A 19,661-nucleotide genomic window follows, 5' to 3' on the forward strand; every position below is an offset into this window, starting at 1 on the left:
GCCGGGTGCGGGTGGTTACAGGCTGTCCTTGACGTCGATCTCGCCCTTGATGATCTGGGCCTTGTAACCCTCCAGGACCGCCTGGAGGTCGGCGTCGATCTTGCCGCCGGTGGTGGAGTAGCCCACGCCGTCGACGGACAGGTCGAAGACCTCCGGCAGGCTCGCCAGGTCGTCCTTGGCGACGGCGCCGACGAAGTCGTACACCGCGACGTCGACCCGCTTGAGCATGGACGAGATGATCACGTCCTTGGACTCGGCGACCGTCGTCTGGTTGTACTGGTCGGAGTCCACGCCGATGGCCAGGGCGTTGCCCGCCTTGGCCGCGGAGAACACGCCCTTGCCGGACGCGCCCGCCGCGTGGTAGAGCACGTCGGCGCCCGACTCGATCTGGCCGGTCGCGGCCTCCTGGCCCTTGGCCGGGTCCTGGAAGCCGGTGAAGTCGCCGGCCGGGGTCAGGTACTTGCGCTCGATCTTGATGTCCGGCGCGGCGGTCTTGGCGCCCTGCTCGAAGCCCGCGTCGAACTTCTTGATCAGCGGGATCTCGACGCCGCCGACGAAGCCGACGTGGCACGACTTGGACTGGTAGGCGGCGATGACGCCGGCCAGGAAGGAGCCCTGCTCCTCGGCGAACAGCAGCGGGGTGACGTTGGCCGCGCCCTCGACCGCGCCGTCCACGATCGCGAACTCGACGTCCGGGAACTCCGGCGCGACGACGCCCAGCGACTCGGCGTAGGCGAAGCCGACACCGATGATCGGGTTGTAGCCCTCGCTCGCCAGCTGGCGCAGGCGCGTCTGCTTGGCGTCCTCGGGCTCGTTCGGGGCGGCGGTCAGCTCCTTGAGGTTCTCCGGCTTGATGCCGAAGTCGGCCTGGGCCTTGTCGAGGCCGGCGGCGGCGGAGTCGTTGAACGACGCGTCACCCCGACCGCCGATGTCGTAGGCGAGGCCGACCTTGAGGGCGCTGCCGTCGACCTTCTCACCGGAGGCGGCGGCGCTGGAGGTCGCCGCGGCGGCGGGCGGTTTGGCCGCCAGCTTGCACCCCTCGGCGTTGTCGGTCCCGGAACCGGTGTTGTTGCCACCGGTGTCCTTGGCGCACGCGGCCATCGACAGAACGCTGGTCAGCGCGATCGCGGCCACCGCGAGGCCACGCATTCGACGACGCACAGCTCGTCTCCCTCCCTGCTCATCGAGCAGACTTCCCCGACGGCGTAGTCGGGTTCCGAGTGGCGAACCGTACCCCTTGGTAATGACACCCGCGCACGTACCGGTCCGCACGTGACCTAATCGTTGGTGCCCCCGCCCCGGACCGCCACTCGGGGTGATCCCGCGACTTCCAAGTGTCGTAACCGGTAACGCTGAGTGAACAAGCGAACCGGTGAGAGCACCCGTCCGTATCCCTTGAAGGAGGTCGGGACCAACGGCGGAGTCCCGACCTCCTTCTTTTCCGCCTCCTGCTCAGCGTGACTGCGGGCCTCCGCAGGTTTAGCCCGTTGGTGGCACGTTGGGCCCGCGTTGGCGGCTCCGGGTGAACTCCAGGCTGCACCGGTATCCACCCCAGGAGGTTGACCTTGGACCCCCAGCAGTGGCTCGACAACTTCGAGGCCAAGCTGGCCGACCTCCAGCGCAAGTCGGCGGACCTCCAGGACAACCTGGCGAACTCCCAGGCCACGGCCTCCAGCCCGGACGGCGCGGTGACCGTCACGGTCGGCCCCAACGGCGGCCTGCTGAACATCCAGCTCGGCCACCGCGCCACGGAGCTGGGCCCGTCCCGCCTCACCGCGCTGATCATGCAGACCTCCCGCGCCGCGCAGAAGCAGGCCTCGCAGAAGGTGCTGGCCGCGTTCGAGCCGCTCGGCGAGGGCACGGAGGCGCTGGAGATGGTGAGCGACGCCATCCCCGACGACGAGGCCCCCGTCGACGAGGAGCGCGCGTACGAGGAGACCGAACCCGAGCCGGAGCCGGAGCCGGTGCGCGCCACCCCGGCGTTCCACGCCCAGCAGTCGCGGCCGCCGTCGCGGCCGCGCGGTCCGCGTCCCGCGGACGACGAGGACGACGACAACCAGCCCTGGTGACCAGGAAGGCCGAGGACCATGACCGCCCCCGAGACCCCCATCGACTCGCCTCCCGGGATGGAGATCACCGAGGAGAACAAGTTCAAGGGCTCGCTGTTCATCTCGGCGTGGGACGAGATGATCACCACCATCGGCAAGGACGCCGAGACCGAGACCGAGAAGGCGCTCGACATCACCTTCGCCGCGATCGGCACGGCGTCGTCGATGGCCATGCTGGCGGTGGACCCGTTCGGCACGATCCTCGGCGCGGGCATCGGCTGGCTGATCGAGCACGTGACCTTCCTCAAAGAGCCGCTCGACATGTTGATGGGTGACCCCGACGACATCAACGCGAACGTCGAGGCCACCAAGGCGCGGGCCGCCGAGCTGCGCGTGCTCGCCGAGGACCACCGCAGCGGCCTGGCCACGTTCGACGGCTGGAGCGGCGCCTCGTCGGAGGCGTTCAAGACCAACATGGACTCCATGGGCCAGGAGCTGGACTCGCTGGCCAACGCGGTCGAGCAGAAGGCGAAGATCGTCGCCATCTGCGGCGTGCTGGTGCAGGTGCTGCGCGACATCGTCCGCGACCTCATCGCCCAGCTGCTCGGGTCGCTGCTGGCGGGCGCGATCGCGGCGGCCGCGGCGGCGTTCTTCACCTTCGGCGCCTCGATCGTGGCGTTCATCGGCTTCGCGGTCGGCAAGGCGGTGGCCCTGGGCGTGAACATCGCGTCCCGCATCGCCCGCCTCACCGCCGCGCTGGCCAGGCAGATGGGCCGGATCAAGAACCTCGACGACATCACCGAGAAGATCGGCAAGGGCTGGAACCGGTTCGAGAACGTCGCCGACGTCGCCGAGGTCAGCTACGAGTCCTGGAAGGCGCAGAAGGGCGTCGACCGCAAGATCGAGGACGCGCTGGCCGAGGACGCGCAGAACGACAAGGTCACCGAGGCCAACACCAGGGCGAACGAGGCGAACGAGAAGTACAACCAGGCCAAGGAGGCCGAGAACAAGGCCGCCGAGGAGGCCTCGAAGGCCAACGAGGAGCTGAACACCGCCTCGCAGAAGGCCGGTGACGCCAACAACCGGGCCAGTGCCGCCGTCGAGGAGGCCAACGCCGCCGCCGCGCGCGGCGACCAGGCCGCCTACGACGCCGCGATGGCCAAGTACGAGACGGCCAAGTCCGAGGCGGACTCGGCCCGCTCCGACGCCGCCAAGGCCGCGGAGGCCGCCGCGAAGGAGAGCCGCGAGCTCGCCGACGCGGCCAAGTCCAGCCAGGACGCGCTGAACGCGGCCAAGCCCGCCGACGAGGACGCCAAGGCCGCGTACGAGGAGTACAAGCGCAACAACCCCGGCCAGGACGACCCGGGGCGCACCGCCGCCGAGAACGACATGTCGAGCAAGAACGACGCGGCCAAGGAGGCGAACGCCCGCTACGAGCAGGCGAACGTCGAAGCGGCGGCGGCCAACGCGGCGGCGGCCGAGGCCAACGCCAAGGCGTTCGCGTCCGGCAGCGACGCCGACATCAAGGCCGCCGAGGAGGCGTCGCGCAGGGCCGAGGAGGCCGGGCGCAAGGCCGAGCAGGCGGTGAACGACTCCAAGGCCGCCGGCGAGGCGGCGAAGTCGAGCTACGAGGACTACGAGTCGAAGTACTCGCAGCCCTCGTCGTCGTCCGGCTCGCAGAGCCCCTCGGTCAACGTCTAAGTCCAGAGTTTCGGAGTACACGCATGGCACGCGGTGGCGCAGATGTGAACCCCGGGGGCAACCCCTCCACGTCGACGCCACCGCCGTCGCCGCCGCCGCCCTCGGTCGGCGGGCCGACCGGCAACTCCGGGTTCGGCATCAGCGAGTCGTCCATGCAGGGCCTCCAGAACAAGGCGGGCGACCTCCAGTCGCGACTGGCGGCGATCTCCAGCGGGTTGCAGGGGCTGAAGCTCGGCCCGAACGCGCTCGGCCCGATCGGCATCGTCGCGGTGCCCGCGCTGAACAGCTCCAACGACGCGTCGGTGCAGCAGGCGAGCAACGCCGCCAACGCCATGGGGAACGTGCAGCAGGGCATCAAGGCCACCGCCCAGACGCACGTCAACAACGACCAGTTCAGCCGGGACCAGTTCAAGAAGATCGACCCGAACTGGGACGCCCAGAAGGTGCCCGGCGCACCCGGCACCGGTCCGGGAGCCGCGCCGTCGGGCGGCCCGAAGGTCACGCAGGGCCCGAACCTGCCCGGCGCGACCGGCCCGACGCCGACCGGCGGATCGCGCGGACCGGGCGGGCCGCAGGTCACGCAGGGGCCCAACCTGCCCGGGTCGACCGGACCGAACACCACCGGCGGGTCACGCGGCCCCGGCGGGCCGAGGGTCACGCAGGGCCCGAACCTGTCCGGCGCGGCCGGGCCCACGCCGACCGGCGGATCACGCGGACCGGGCGGGCCGCAGGTCACGCAGGGGCCCAACCTGCCCGGCGCAACCGGACCGAACTCCACCGGCGGATCACGCGGACCGGGCGGACCTCAGGTCACGCAAGGGCCCAACCTGCCCGGCGCGACCGGACCGAACACCACCGGCGGCGCCAAGGCCCCCGGCGGGCCGGGCGTCGGCCCGATCACCAACCTCCCCGGTGCGACCGGCCCGAACACGACCGGCGGCGCCAAGGCCCCCGGCGGGCCGGGCGTGGGGCCGATCACCACCGTGCCGGGCGCGTCCGGGCCCGGCACGACCGGCGGGTCGCGCGGACCGGGCGGATCCGCGGTCGGGCCGATCACCGGCCTGCCCGGTGGAGGCGTCAACGCCCCCTCCGGCGGGGGCAAGGCGCCCGGCGGACCCTCGGTCAACCCCGTCACCGGCCTGCCCGGCGGAGGCGTCAACGCCCCCTCCGGCGGGGCCAAGGCGCCCGGCGGACCCTCGGTCGGCGGGGTCCCGAACTTCGCGGGCGCGTCGCCGGACGGCCCCACGGCCAAGGGCGGTCCCACGCCGGGCACGGCCCCGGTGTCGGCGGTGAGCACCCCGCCGGGCGCGAGCACGGCGTCGTCCAAGACGTCCCCCGTCCCGACCGGCCTGCCCGGCGCCACCACCCCGCCGCCGATGGCGGGCGGCCCCATGGGCGCGGGCGCGCCCGGTGGCGCCGGGCCCACGGACAGGTCGAGCAGGTTCACCGGCGGTCCGGGCAAGGGCACGTTCGACGCGCCCAAGTCCCCGACCGGCGACGGCACGATCACCAAGGCCCCGACCACGTCGCCCTCGACGCCGCCACCGGCCCCGAAGCCGACCATCAGCGCACCCGTCAGCACGCCTCCCACCAGCGCGCCTTCACCCGGTGTTCCCTCGACCGGCGCGCCCTCGACCGGCGTTCCCTCCGCCGGCACGCCCTCGACCACCACACCCCCGACCAGCACCCCGCCGGCCGGCACCCCGCCGTCGACCACGACGGCTCCGCCGTCGACCGCCAAGCCGATCCCCGGCGCGTCCCCGATCGCGCCACCGGCGGCAGCGGGCGTGCCCCCGGTCGCCGCCCCTCCGCCCGCTGCGGGCCCGATGGGGGCGAACACCGGCACGGACCGTTCGAGCAGGTTCACGACGGGCCCCGGCAAGGGCGTCTTCGACGCGCCCAAGCCCCCCGTGGCCGACGCCACCATCACCAAGGCCCCGCCGACGTCGCCCTCCACCCCGCCACCGGCTCCCAAGCCGACCACGAGCGCGCCGACGACCAGCACGCCTCCCACCGCCGACACCAGGCCGGCCACGCCACCTGCCGACACGACCCCCGCACCCCCGAAGACCACGCCGCCGGCGACGCCGACCGCCGCCACCCCTCCGGCGCCGGTCGCCCCTCCCACGCCCGCCCCGGCGACCACCCCGCCGCCCACCCGACCGGCACCGCCCACCATCACCACCCCACCGGTCACCGCGCCACCGGTCACCGCGCCACCGAGCACCACCCCACCGGCCGGCACCCCGCCCACCACACGCCCAGCACCGCCTGCCAACTTCACACCGCCGGTCACCACGGCACCACCGGTGATCAGCGCACCACCTGTCACCACGGCACCGCCGGCCACCCCACCGGTCGTCCCACCCACCACCACGGCACCGCCGGCCACCACCCCGCCGGCCAGCACTCCGCCGAGCACCACCCCGCCGGCCACCACCCCGAAGGTCACCACGTCGCCGGCACCCCCGGCCACGCCCGACACCGCCACGCCCCCGCCGGCCGCACCGCCCGCCGCACCGCCCGCCCCACCGGCGGCCAACACCACCCCACCGCCGGCACCCCCGGCGCCCACCGCCGCACCCCCGGCGCCACCCACCACCGCACCGCCCACCACCCCCGTGGTCGTGGCCGTGACCCACCCCGCCGCGCGCCCGTTCCAGTTCGGCACCCGCGCACCCGGCACGCGTCCCGCACCGAACTTCCGGATCCCGAGGTGGCTCGGCGGCAGCCTGATCCACTCCACCCCGCCCGCCTCGGCGAACCCGACACCCCCGCCGATGCCGACGGTCACCACGCCGAGCCCCATGGCACCGGTGCTGCGCCCCAACGCGGACCTGGCGGCGGTGGACGTCGACACCCTCAAGCAGCACATCACCCAGGCCGTGGCGGACGGGAAGCCGTACCGGGCCCGCGTGCTGCTCAACCGGTTGGCCGGCTCGGACCGGCACGCCGAGCTGTCCGCCCACTTCGACCAGGAGGTGGCCGCCAACCCCGGTCCGCCGGCGGTCGACGTGCCCAAGCAGGTCAACTTCGTCTGGTTCGGCGCCACGCCGAAGGACGGCGCGGTCCAGAACATGGTCGACTGGGCCGCCAAGGCGCAGGAGACCAACGGCGACTGGCAGATCACCCTGTGGACCGACAAGGGCGCCGGCAAGTGGGACCCGGCGGTGGTCAAGCAGCTGCGCGACGCCGGCGTCCGGATCAACACCGACACCAAGGGGATGGTGAAGCAGCTCTCGCGGGACGTCGAGAGCCGCTCCGACACCCCGAACCCGACGCTCTACGACATCTACAAGAAGGCGCAGTCGGACAAGGTCGGGGCCTACAACCTCGCCTCCGACATCGCCCGCTACTCGGTCCTCGTGCAGCAGGGCGGCGTGTACGCGGACGTGGACATCCGCCCCGGCACGGTCTCCCTCGCCGACATGGGCGACGTGCGGATGAACCAGGGCGACGTCCCGCTGTTCGCCCCGCGCCTGCGCGACGAGAAGAGCATCCGCGACGAGCTGGGGCTCGACGCCGACACCGAGATCACCCCGCAGCACGTCACGGACGCGGCCAACGGCCGTTACGGCAAGGGCTCGCTCAACAACAACTTCGTGGTCGCCCCGCCGAACTCGGACTTCCTCCGGGCGTTCGCGGACACCATCCCGCAGAAGTACTCGTCGCTGAAGGCCACCCTGCCGCCGGCCAACTTCAACGCGGAGCTGAAGAACTACGCGGCCGACATCTCCGGCCCGACCGTGCTGAACGACTCGCCGGTGGCGTTCATGAGGCCCACCGACGGGCTCATGGGCCGGTACTCGATGCACGCGTTCGACATGGGTTTCCAGCCCTCGGGCACGGGTCCGCTGCGGCCGCTGGTGCAGCCCGCGGACTTCTCCGCCCTGTTCGACCCGGAGATCAAGGACCAGTGGTCCGGCCTGGAGTGGGTCACCGAGCTGAGCAGCGACCAGCTCGACACGCCGAACCAGCCTTCCTCGTCCCGCCCCGGCCCGCCGCCGCCCGACGGCGGCCACCCCGGTCCGGGCGCCGACCCGGCGCCGCGCGGCGGGACCGACCCCTCGGGCGCGCCGCCGGCGCAGGACCCCTGGACACCTCCCGGCACGGCCCCCGGGACCCCGCCCGGCAGGGCCGGGGACGTCGCCGCCGACGAGTCCTGGCGGCACAGCACGGCGAGCACCGCGCCCTGGTTCGACCCGAAGGGCCCGCAGCCCTCGACGGCGTGGGACGAGGCGCGGGACAAGGCGTTCGTGCGCACGGTGGACACCGAGGTCGCCGACGTGCAGCGGTCGAGCACGCCGGGCAAGATCGACTCCCTGACCGGCATCATCCGGCACGACGTGCGCAGGATGGAGGTGGCGCCCGGGACGTGGGTCAAGGAGTACACCCTCAACGTCCACCTCAAGCCCGGCGACGGCATCTCGCAGTCCGATGTGGACGCGGTGCGGCAGAGGGCCGCCGCCGGCGTCGACGACCTGATGAACAAGGGCTACCGGCTGCCCTCCGGGGACCAGTTCCACGCGCGGGTGCACTTCGTCACCGACCCCGCGCAGGCGCACACCACGGTCAACGTGACGAAGTCCCCCGAGGCGGACCAGCTCAACTGGAGCAAGGACAGCTCGGCGAACGTGCTCGCCCACGAGGTGGGGCACTACTTCGGCCTGCCGGACGAGTACAAGGAAGCCCCCGGCCCGGACGCCCGCATCTTCAACAGCGACGGCAAGCCGCTGCCGGCCGGCCACACCCGGTCCAACCTGGTGGTGGACGACGACGGGCTGATGGGCTTCGAGGTGTACGGCGACCCGTCGATCAAGCCCCGGCACCTGTGGCAGATCGAGCGCACGACCGACAGCCAGGTGATGGTGCCCGACACCGACCACACCACGCTGAGCGACCCGGCCTCACCGCACCAGGCCCCGCCGCCGCGACCGCCCGAGTACGGCGCCAACCCGAACGTCCGGCCGACCGGTCCCCCCGCGCCGCCGCCCCCGCCTCCGCTGCCCACGACCACGCAGCCGACGACCACGCAGGCGACCCAGGCGCCGCCCCCGCCGCCACCCCCGCAGGGGGTCGCCGCGCAGCCTGGGACGCCCGCGCCGCCACCGCCCCCGGGGCTGCCCGGCTTCGGGACCCCGGCGCCGTCCGGTCCCCCGGCGCCGCCGCCCCCCGGTGGACTCCTGCCCCCGTCGAGCGCGGCCCCGGCGGCCCCGTTCTCGACGCAGCGGGACACCGACCTCAAGGACGGCGTCCTCGGCAAGCTGCCCGAGCACATCACCCCCGCGCCGCTGGACATCGCGGGCGTGCGGGTCGACATCGGCCAGGTCCAGGCGGGCTTCGACGCCCTGTTCGGCACGCTGCGCGACAACTACGGCATCACCACCGCGCCGGTCGTGAACCCCGACCTGGTGGTCCGCCTGGACCAGCAGACGTTCGCCAAGCACTTCGCCGTGCAGCAGGAGCTGGACGCGGCGCTCAAGACGCAAGACCGGGGCGACTCCGACATCACCGTCGACCAGCTCAACGGCCAGGGCATCGACCCGCAGCAGGTCCGGGACGAAATCCTCGCCCCGGAGTTCCTGACCGGCCTCAACAACAACGACCCCGCCACGGTCGCAAGGCTCGACACCCTGCTCGACCAGGTCGTCCAGGCGAAGGTCGGCCCCAACGGCAGCGTCGACACCCAACGCGCCAACCTGGTCCAGAGCACCCTGACCAACCCCGCGAGGGCGATCAACGGTCACGTCCTGCTCAACACCGACCACTTGAACGACCTCGCCACCGACCCCGCGCGCAAGGCCGATGCCATCAGGCACCTGCTCACGCACGAGTTCATGCACGTCCACTCCGTCGGCAGCGACCAGACCTTCGCCCACCAGGCCGGCAAGGGCGGCGTCTACAACCAGAACATCAACCCCGACGAAGCCACGACGGAGTTGCTGGCCCGCCGCATCACCGACGCCCTGTCCGAACGTGAAGGACGACCGCCCCAGTACAACGACTTCCCCGACGGCACGCAGCGCTACCAGAGCAACATCGACGCCCTGAACAGGGAGTTCGACAAGAAGCGCGGCAAATGGGACCCGTTCAACGCCCCCAACACCTTCCAGGGGATGCTGAACGACTACTTCGGCGCCAACGACCCCGCCGGCCCGTCCAGGACGCGTTCCGCCCCGACGCCCCCACCGCCACCGCCGGCCCCGCCCGGTTTCCAGGCGCCGCCCCCGCCGCCCCCGGGCCTGCCCGGCTTCCAGGCGCCCCCGCCGCCCGGCGCGCCTCCCGCCCCCGGCGGGCCCCCCGCGCCGCCGCCCGCCCCCGGCGCGCAGACGACCGCGCCCGCCACCCCGGCGGGCCCGTTCTCGGCGCGACGGGACGAAGCCCTGACGAACGGCGTCCTCAGCAGGCTGCCCGACCCCCTCACCCCGACCTCGACGCGCCTGACCATCGCGGACGTCCAGGTCGACGTCGGGCACGTCCAGGCGGGCTTCGACGCCCTGTTCAGCACCCTGGGCGACCTCCACGGCGTCACCAAGGTCCCCACCGTGGACCCCGACCTGGTCGTGCAGCTCGACCAGCAGACGTTCGCCAAGCACTTCGCCGTGCAGCAGGAACTGGACGCGGCGCTGAAGACCAGCGACCGCAGCGACTCCGACATCACGGTCGACCAGCTCAGCACCCGGGGCATCGACCCGCGGCAGGTCCGGGACGAGATCCTCGCGCCCGACTTCCTGCGCCGGCTCAACGACAACGACCCCGACACGGTCGCGAGGCTCGACACCCTGCTCGACCAGGTCGTCCAGGCGAAGGTCGGCCCCAACGGAGACGTCGACGCCCAGCGCGCCGGCCTCGTCCAGAGCACCCTGACCAACCCCGCGAGGGCGATCAACGGTCACATCCTGCTCAACACCGACCACCTCAACGACCTCACCACCGACCCGACGCGCAAGGCCGACGCCATCCGGCACCTGCTCACCCACGAGTTCATGCACCTCAACTCGGTGGGCAGCGAGCAGACCTTCGCGCACCAGGCCGGCAAGGGCGGCGTCTACAACGAGTACCTCAACCCCGACGAGGCCACGACCGAGTTGCTGGCCCGCCGCGTCACCGACGCCCTGTCCGAACGCCTCGGCCAGGCGCCGCAGTACAACCAGTTCCCGGACGGCGCCCAGCGCTACCAGCCCAACGTCGACGCGCTGAACAACGAGTTCGACAAGACCCGCTCCAGGTGGGACCCGTTCAACGCGCCGAGCACGTTCCAGACGATGATCGACGAGTACTTCGGGGGCGCCGAGCGCACCGCGCCGGCCGGCGAGCCCGGCTCGGCCAGGTCGCGTCCCGCACCCACGCCCCCGCCGCCGCCACCCGGCCCGCCCGGCTTCCAGGCGCCGCCCCCGCCCCCGCCTGGCCTGCCCGGCTTCCAGGCGCCCCCGCCTGGCCTGCCCGGCTTCCAGGCGCCCCCGCCTGGCCTGCCCGGCTTCCAGGCGCCCCCGCCTGGCCTGCCCGGCTTCCAGGCGCCCCCGCCGCCCGGCGCGCCTCCCGCGCCGCCGCCCGCTCCCGGCGCGCAGACGACCGCAGGCCCGGCGGTCCCGTTCTCGACCCAGCGGGACACCGACCTCAAGGACGGCGTCCTCACCAGGCTGCCGCAGGACATCACCCCCGCGCCGCTGACCATCGCGGGCGTGCGGGTCGACATCGGCCAGGTCAAGGCGGGCTTCGACGCGCTGTCCGGCGCCCTGCGCGACAGCCACGGCGTCAGCGTCACCCCCAACGTCGACCCCGACCTGGTCGTGCAGCTCGACCAGCAGACGTTCGCCAAGCACTTCGCCGTGCAGCAGGAACTGGACGCGGCGCTCAAGACGCACGACCGGGGCGACGGCGACATCACCGTCGACCAGCTCAACACCCAGAACATCGACCCGCGGCAGGTCCGGGACGAAATCCTCGCCCCGGAGTTCCTGACCGGCCTCAACAACAACGACCCCGCCACCGTCGCCCGCCTGGACACCCTGCTCGACCAGGTCGTCCAGGCCAAGGTCGGCCCCAACGGAGACGTCGACACCCAGCGCGCCGGCCTCGTCCAGAGCACCCTGACCAACCCGGCACGCGCCATCAACGGTCACGTCCTGCTCAACACCGACCACCTCAACGACCTCACCACCGACCCCGCCCGCAAAGCCGACGCCATCAGGCACCTGCTCACGCACGAGTTCATGCACGTCCACTCCGTCGGCAGCGACCAGACCTTCGCCCACCAAGCGGGCAAGGGCGGCGTCTACAACCAGAACCTCAACCCCGACGAAGCCACCACCGAACTCCTGGCCCGCCGCATCACCGACGCCCTCTCCGAACGCCTCGGACAAACACCCCAGTACAACCAGTTCCCCGACGGCACGCAGCGCTACCAGAGCAACATCGACGCCCTGAACAGGGAGTTCGACAAGAAGCGCGGCAAATGGGACCCGTTCAACGCCCACAACACCTTCCAGGGGATGCTGAACGACTACTTCGGCGCCGACAACTCCGCCGGCCCGTCCAGGACCCGCCCCGCGCCGCCCGCGCCGGACACCACCACGCGGGGTCCGGACAGCGGCATCCGGACGCGGCCCGCGCCGCGCCTGCCGTTCAGCCGCCCCACGCCGAACCCGGTCATCCCGTTGGCCACGATCGCGCCGGCGGCCCCGCCGCAGGTGCTGCCGACCAGGGCCCTGCCGGACTTCTTCCAGCGGAACCAGGCCCTCGGCTCGATCTCCCCGGTCGACGTGCGGGGCGCGGCCAAGGTCGCCGGCGCGGTCAACGGCATCGCGCCCGCCGACGCGGCCCGCGTCGAGGCGGCGATCACCTCCGACTTCGAGTCGTTCCTCGGCCACGGCCGGAACTTCCAGGTCAAGGTCGGCGGCCAGTGGTTCGAGGCCAACGTGCGCGCCACGATGCTGCCGCCCGCCGACCCGGGCGCGGCGATCACCACGCCGACCACCAACACCAAGGTGGACATGACCGCCCAGGGCGGCACGAGCACGTCCACCACGAACACGCTGGCCACCGCCAACGACATCGGGGCCGCGGCCACGGCGGGCACGGCGGTCGGCCCGTACGGCTCGCTCGGCGGCAAGGCGCAGCTCGCCACCCCGGCGACCGCCGTCACCAGCTCGACGTCAGGGGTCGACCAGCGGATCATCCGCTCGGGCGAGCACTCCACGCGGGCCGAGGTCCCGGTCAGCTACCAGGTCACGCTCACCGACGCCCACGGCAACGCCCGGCCGCCGATCACCGTGGCGGGCGACGCCGCCGGCCCGGTCGGCGTCACGCTCCAGGTCCCGGACGACCTGTCCACCATCGTGGGGTCGAACCCGGCCCTCGCCGCCAACCCGAACCCGCCCCCCGGCGACTGGGGCGCGCGGATCGAGCACCCGGTGCCGGAGGCGGTCGCGGTCACCGACCCCGCCAAGGCGTTCACCGACGTGGCGGCCAAGCTGCACCCGTCCATCACCAAGGTCGGCGCGCCCGGCCGCACCGCGCTCCAGACGTTCCTCAGCCCGTCCGCGATCCGCGACAACCTCGGCGCGATGCTCACCGGTTGGGTGACGTCGCCGGACCTGGTCAGCCCGCACGCGAGCAAGGGCGCGGCGGTCCGGATGCACGCCACCCTGCGCACCGCCGAGCTGGTCGGCGTGCACGAGTCCGCGCAGCTGCGCCTGCACGAGGCCACGTCGAGCAGCACGGGCATCACCGCGACCACCAAGAGCGGGTTCGACGTCACCGGCGGGTTCGGCGGCAACGTCGGCGTGCCGGGCGCGGTCGCCGGCCAGGTCGGCGCCACCGCGAGCTACTCGGCGCGCACCGCGCAGTCGTCGAACGCGGGCACGAACACCGCCAACCGCACCGGCATCCAGCTCAAGGGCCAGACCGGCCTCTACAAGGTGACCGCCGACGTCCAGGTCCGCACGCCCAGCGGCGACGACGTCACCATCCCGGTGACCACGTACGTGCGGCTGGGCACGCCCGAAGCGGCGGCGCTGAACCTGCCGGTGCCGGAGGGCACGCCCGTCGGCGTCGCCCGGCCGACGGCGCAGCCGCGGTGGGCGCCGCCCTACCTGGACGGCGCGATCGCTGCGGGCAACGTGAAGGTCGGCGACTTCGAGCCGGCGAGCCGGGTGCAGCCGCAGGTCGAGGCGGCGCTGCGGAACGTCAAGGGCTTCGCGGACTTCCTGCCGAACTGGAACGACCCGGGCGCGAACCCGCGCAGCAGCCGGGGCAAGGGCTTCGCGGACGTGTCGCGGCAGCTGGCCAACCAGCGCAAGCTGAACCAGCTCTCGCCCACGTCGCTCAAGTCCAACATGGACAGCCTGATGGGTCCGGGTGTCAGCGTCCAGCTGAAGAACTCCGACGCCACCACCAACACCTACGTCAACATCACGGTCAAGGCGAAGGTCCGCAACCCCGTGCACCTCGGGCAGGCGGACGCGCGCAACGTGCGCGGCTCGTCGTCCAGCGGTCCGAAGCTGGACAGCGCCACCGCCACCACGAAGGGCTGGAGCGCCGGCGTCGAGGGCAAGGTCGTCATCCCGACCAAGACCGGCGTGGCGGCGGTGACCCCGGCGCCCCAGGTCGGCGTGAAGTACAACCAGGCGCGGACGACGAAGAACGTCGGCGGCCCCGCGGTGAACAGCACCGCGCTGAACGTCGGCAGCCCGAACGCGCAGGTGTTCGCGGGCGACGTGGAGTTCGAGGTGGAGATCACCACGTTCACCCGGCCCCGGTCCTGGGTGCAGCGGGTGACGCCGGGCAAACCCGGTCAGCACGCCCCCGCGCCGCGCGTGGTGGCCCGCACCGTCGGCGCGCCCGTCGACCCGGCCGCCCGGAACAACCCGGAGGTCCTGCCGCTGGTCCACGGCAAGGTGAACCTGTGGGTGTCGGACGGCTCGGCGATGAAGACCGACCCGTCCGGGTTCCGGCCCGGCGACCCGGTCGTCACCAGGCTGACCGGCGCGCCGACCGTCAAGGACCTGCTCACCACCCGGTCCGGCACGCCATCGCCGGAGTTCCTGCACGTCGAGGCGGTGGCGAACACCGGGGCCCTGCTCGACGAGGCGATCAACGTGATCAACCGGGCGGCGAACGGCGACTCCGCGCTCACCGTGCCGGGCACCGAGGCGCGCAACCAGGTCGACCGCATGTTCAGCCCCGAGAGCATCAAGGCCAACCTGCGCAAGCTGGTCGAGACCGGCATGCAGGAGCAGGGCCTCCGGTACGACCGGCGGATCACCGACCGCACCGGCTCGGTCGGCATGACGGTGGAGCTGGGCAACGCCAAGCTGGTGTCGATCTCCGACGACACCGGCACCGAGAACGCCGTCACCGGCGGCTACAAGGCCGGTGACGCCAAGTCGGTGAGCCGGTCGGTCGACGTCACCGGCGGCGTCAACGTGTCGATCAAGCCGCTCGCCACCCCGCCGCCCGCGGGCGAGCCGACGCCGGCGAGCGGCGCCGGCGGCGTGGCCGTGGTCGGCAAGTACACCCCGTGGTCGGCCTCGAAGACCGAGGCCCGCGAGATCAGCGGCAGCGTGGACCGCAACGTCGTCACGCCGCCCGCCGCGCGGACCGTGCTGGTGCAGCTGGACGCGAACGTCACGATCGTCTCCGAGAGCCGCGCGGGCAACGTGCTCCACGGCGGCACGCCGCGCGCCGAGGGCTCGACCGTGGCGCTGCCGAAGTCGGTGTTCGTGCGGGTCAGCGAGGACGTGGCGCGCGAGCTGGGCGTGCTGCCGGACGTCAAGCCGGACGTGCCGCCGCCGGCGTTCCCGACCCTGGCCCCGCCGAGGACCCTGGCCGTCGGCGAGCCCGGTTCGCTCGGGCTGTCCGCCGTCGAGCGGGTGCCCGACCTGGGCGGCGTGGTGAACGACCTGGTCGCGGACGTGAACCGGAAGACGGGCAAGCGCTTCGGCGACCCGCTGGTGCCGGACTCGGTGCTCAAGGACTCGATGAACAACCTCCAGCGCCTGGTCGACTTCAGCTCGCCGACGAGCGTCAAGGCGATGATCGACAGCGCGCTGGACGGCGGCGTGCCGCTGCTGGTGCACCAGCCCGGCACGTTCGGCAAGGACTCGTTCCAGGTCACGCTGCGGGCGAAGACGGGAGCGCCGCGGTTCGACCGGGTCGTCAACGACGGCGTCGACCTGGAGCACACCGTCGCGGGCGCGGAGAAGGTCACCGCCGGCCAGGGCCGCGACAAGGGGTGGGGCGTCGGGGTCAAGGCGCCCGGCCTGGCCCAGCCGGGCAGCGCGAACCCGAACGTGACCGGCACGGCGGGCGTGATCGCCGCCGCGAACTTCAACCACGTGCAGAGCAGCTCGCTCACCGACGCCACCACCCGGCAGTTCGGCCACCTGCGCGCGGGCAGCGGCCCGGCGGCGAAGTACACCGTGCCGGTCGAGTTCGAGCTCGTGGTGGAGAAGGGCTCCGAGGTCGTCGCCACGAGGACCAGCCCACCGCAGGACATGGTCGTCCGGCTGCACGCCGACAACCAGAAGGTCGACGGCGGCGGCACGCCGAACCAGCCGTACATGGCGGCCGCCATCAAGCGCGGAGCGGAGCACGGCACGCCGGAGGCCGCGCGGGCGTGGCAGGCGGCGGGCGACCCGGTGGCGCTGCCGCCGAGCGCCTCGGTGGAGAGCCTGCGCGGCGCGAAGGACCTGCGGGACGCGGCGCTGCGCGCGCTGGCCGAGGCCGGCGCGAACCCGGGCCTCACGGGCAAGGGCTCGGGGCCGCTGAACACGCTGCTGTCCACGTTGAGCTCGGAGAACCTCCAGGCGAGCCTGCCCGGCATGCTGGACGGCCCGCTGGACGTGCCCGGCCTGCACGAGGCCGCGCTGGCGTTCGGGCAGCACGCCGACGTCAAGGTCTACGCCAAGCTGGTGAACCCGCGGCTGGGCGCGCTGAGCGACGGCGTGAACCTGGAGAACCCGCGGTCCACCGTGAGCACCACCAGCGGTGAGGCGAAGATCAGCGAGAACGCCGACGTGTCGGTCGGCTTCGCGACCGGCAGCGCCGCCGTGAAGCAGCACGACGACCCCAAGGACACGATCAACTTCACCACCGGCGGCGTCGAGGCGCGGCACGCGTCCGAGGACTCCCAGGTCGTCGCCGGCGGCGCGACCGACAACAAGGTCAACAACCTCAAGCCGCAGGGCCGGACCGGCCTGGTCGGGGTCGACGTCGAGTACCGGGTGGTCGTCACCATCGGCGGCAGGACCGGCGTGGTGGACCTGGCGGTGCCCGGTTCGGCCTCGGTGCGGCTGCCCGGCCCGGAGGCGGAGACCGTGCTCGGCCGCGAGTTCGACCCGGAGCTCACCACCGCCCAGGACGGCGTGAAGGCCGCCGCGAAGGCGTGGCGCGACGCGGAGGTCGCGGTCGACGCGGCCCGCCACGACGCGCAGGACACCATCAACGAGGTGGCGCCCGAGGTCGCCAAGGCCGACGACGCCATCACCGGCGCCCGGACCGCGCTGGAGGACGCGATCGGGGTCCACGTCGCCGAGACGGGCAAGGTCGACGGCCTGGGCGCCGACGTCGCGGGCGCGCGCGACGCCGTGGCGGAGGCGGAGGGCCGCGTGCGGGACCTGAGCGGCAGGACCCCCGACCTGGAGGTCGCGGCGCTGGCCGCGAACAACGCCCTGCGCGACCGGTCCAACGACGTCGCCGACAGCGCCGACGCCGTCGCCGACGTCGAGGACCGGCTGTGGACCGCCCGCGACCGGCTGGCCGCGGCGGACGACGCCCTGCTGTCCGCGCGGGACGCCGAGGTCGACGGCGCCCGCAAGGCCCGCGACGGCGTCCGGTCCGAGGTCGACGCGCTGGCCCTGGAGCTGGCGGAGGCGAAGGAGCGGCACGAGGCGAACCTGGAGGCCCGGCAGGACGCCGCGAAGACCGCCGACGAGGCCGACAAGGCGCTGACCGCGACGAACGACGCCCTGCGCCGGGCCCGGGAGGACTACACCGCCGCGAACGACCGCCTCACCGCCGCCGACGGCGACCTCCGCGACCAGAAGAAGGCCGTCCGGGACGCCACCAACGCGCGCAACGAGGCGCAGAAGCAGCACGACGCGCTGATCACCTCCCGCGACGCGCAGAGGGACCGCATCCGGGCGGCCGAGGTGGAGCTGAACGCCAGGCGGGGCGAGGCGGACGCCCGGCAGCAGGCCTGGTGGGACGCCAAGCGCGTGGTGGACCAGCGGATCGAGACCTTCAACACCCCGCCACCCCCGCCCGCACCCGTCGTCGCACCGCCCGTCCCGGACACCGCACCGCCGCCCCCCGCGCCTCAACCGCAGGAGCACGGGACGCACGCGCCGGCGCCGCCCGCCCACGTCGAGGAGGCCCTGCGCCACCTGAGGCTGACCGCCAACGACATGCTGCCGACGGCGCCGCCACCCACCCCGGGCAGCCTGTACGCGGCGGTCGCGCAGGTCGCCGACATCCCGCCCGCGACCCTGCGGCGCGACGTGGTGACCGCGTCGATCGGCCACGCCGAGCAGGTGGCGACCTTCTCCGCGACCCACCCCATGCGCAAGTCCCACCTGTACGGCGCGCTGCTGGAGAACCTGAACTGGGCGCTCCAGGACCCGGCGGAGAACGCCATGGCGGGCAACGCCCGCGACCTCGCCGGGCGGCTCGTCGCGACCCACCTGGGGGCGAACGTGGTGATCCACCTGCCCGGTGTGCCGCAGCCGCTGCGGTTGCCGCCGTTCACCGGCCCGGTGCGGCCCGAGGTGCACGTCGACCTCGTCGTGGTGAACGGGGTGGCCACCTACCGGGCGCGGTGACCGGGCGGCGCAGTCCGCAGTGGAGGGTGCCGGTCACCCGATCAGGGGTGACCGGCGCCGCACACCCGAAGACCAGGCACGGTGAGGCTGAACCGATCCAGCGGCCACCTGGTGTCTAGTCGCTCACAGACGGGTCATGCTGTTGGGTCGGGCGGCGCGAGCGGGTCTAGCATCCGAGGGTCAAGGTCCTAGTAAAGACCAGTCCACCACTGACGCTGGAGGCCGTTGCGCATGGCCGGCACCACCGCACCCGAGAGGGCGGGCAGCAGCTCCAAAGGGGGCGGAACGCTCTACCGCGGGGACCTGGGCATGTGGTCCTGGGTCGCCCACCGCATCACCGGTGTTTTGACGTTCTTCTTCCTGTTCGCGCACGTCCTGGACACCGCGTTGGTCCGGGTGTCGCCGGACGCGTACGACAAGGTCATCGAGACCTACAAGAACCCGGTCGTCAACCTCTTCGAGGTCGGCCTGGTCGGCGCGGTGCTCTACCACGCGTTGAACGGCATCCGGGTGATGCTGGTCGACTTCTGGGAGAAGGGCGCGCGCTACCAGAAGCAGATGCTGTGGGCGGTGCTCGGCGTCTGGGTGCTGGTGATGATCCCCGGCACCTACTACATGATGGTCCGCACGGTTACCGACCTGTTCGGCGGGGGTCACTGATCATGAGCGAACTCATCCTCGACAAGCCCCGCTCCCCCCGTCGCCCCGCCGCCCGCCGCAGCAACTTCGAGCTGTACAGCTGGCTGTTCATGCGCATCTCGGGCGTGGCGCTGGTGGTCCTCGTGCTCGGCCACCTGTTCATCATGAACATCCTCGACGGTGGTGTGCACCGCATCAACTTCGGCTTCGTCGCGGGCCGCTGGGCGTCCCCGTTCTGGCAGTTCTGGGACCTGGCGATGCTGTGGCTGGCCCAGATCCACGGCGGCAACGGCCTGCGCACCGTGATCAACGACTACGCCCGCAAGGACGCGACCCGGTTCTGGCTCAAGGTGCTGCTGTACGTGTCGATGGTGCTGATCATCGGCATGGGCACGTACGTGATCTTCACCTTCGACCCGAACATCACCGACTGACCCGCCGCGGAGAGCAC

Annotated in this window: 8 protein-coding genes; 5 read left to right on the top strand and 3 right to left on the bottom strand. The window is 72.8% G+C overall.

Annotated elements, in window-relative coordinates; translation table 11 throughout:
* Nucleotides 1–15 precede the first annotated feature (15 nt).
* The gene (locus ABD223_RS11005; protein ID WP_344035969.1) at nt 16–1,149 is read right to left on the bottom strand and encodes a BMP family lipoprotein; all 1,134 of its coding nucleotides are present in this window, start codon (nt 1,147–1,149) and stop codon (nt 16–18) included.
* 416 nt (nt 1,150–1,565) lie between these two features.
* Here ABD223_RS11005 and ABD223_RS11010 point away from each other — a divergent pair, with 416 nt between their 5' ends.
* Nucleotides 1,566–2,069, top strand: coding sequence for a YbaB/EbfC family nucleoid-associated protein (locus ABD223_RS11010; protein WP_344035970.1), 504 nt, complete (start codon nt 1,566–1,568; stop codon nt 2,067–2,069).
* Between the two features lie 18 nt (nt 2,070–2,087).
* Nucleotides 2,088–3,749, top strand: coding sequence for a hypothetical protein (locus tag ABD223_RS11015; protein ID WP_344035971.1), 1,662 nt, complete (start codon nt 2,088–2,090; stop codon nt 3,747–3,749).
* Here ABD223_RS11015 and ABD223_RS11020 read toward each other — a convergent pair.
* Both ABD223_RS11020 and ABD223_RS11025 read right to left on the bottom strand, forming a co-directional pair.
* Nucleotides 3,739–4,251, bottom strand: coding sequence for a hypothetical protein (locus ABD223_RS11020; protein WP_344035972.1), 513 nt, complete (start codon nt 4,249–4,251; stop codon nt 3,739–3,741). The genes ABD223_RS11015 and ABD223_RS11020 overlap by 11 nt on opposite strands.
* A gap of 303 nt (nt 4,252–4,554) precedes the next feature.
* Nucleotides 4,555–6,609: a hypothetical protein gene (locus ABD223_RS11025; RefSeq protein WP_344035973.1), complete on the bottom strand. Its 2,055-nt coding sequence runs from the start codon at nt 6,607–6,609 to the stop codon at nt 4,555–4,557.
* Between ABD223_RS11025 and ABD223_RS11030 the strand changes: the two genes are divergently transcribed.
* From ABD223_RS11030 to ABD223_RS11040, 3 genes are all read left to right on the top strand, one after another.
* Nucleotides 6,557–18,571 carry a glycosyltransferase gene (locus tag ABD223_RS11030; RefSeq protein WP_344035974.1) on the top strand — a complete coding sequence of 4,005 codons (12,015 nt, stop codon included), beginning with the start codon at nt 6,557–6,559 and terminating at the stop codon, nt 18,569–18,571. The two genes, ABD223_RS11025 and ABD223_RS11030, sit on opposite strands and share 53 nt — an antisense overlap.
* A gap of 231 nt (nt 18,572–18,802) precedes the next feature.
* Nucleotides 18,803–19,231 carry a succinate dehydrogenase, cytochrome b556 subunit gene (sdhC, locus tag ABD223_RS11035; RefSeq protein WP_344035975.1) on the top strand — a complete coding sequence of 143 codons (429 nt, stop codon included), beginning with the start codon at nt 18,803–18,805 and terminating at the stop codon, nt 19,229–19,231.
* 2 nt (nt 19,232–19,233) lie between these two features.
* A complete protein-coding gene (locus tag ABD223_RS11040; RefSeq protein ID WP_344035976.1) occupies nt 19,234–19,644 on the top strand; it encodes a succinate dehydrogenase hydrophobic membrane anchor subunit in 411 nt (136 codons plus the stop codon).
* The last annotated feature ends 17 nt before the right edge of the window (nt 19,645–19,661 follow it).

The organism is Saccharothrix xinjiangensis, from assembly GCF_039527585.1.
GTDB classification, from domain to species: domain Bacteria; phylum Actinomycetota; class Actinomycetes; order Mycobacteriales; family Pseudonocardiaceae; genus Actinosynnema; species Actinosynnema xinjiangensis.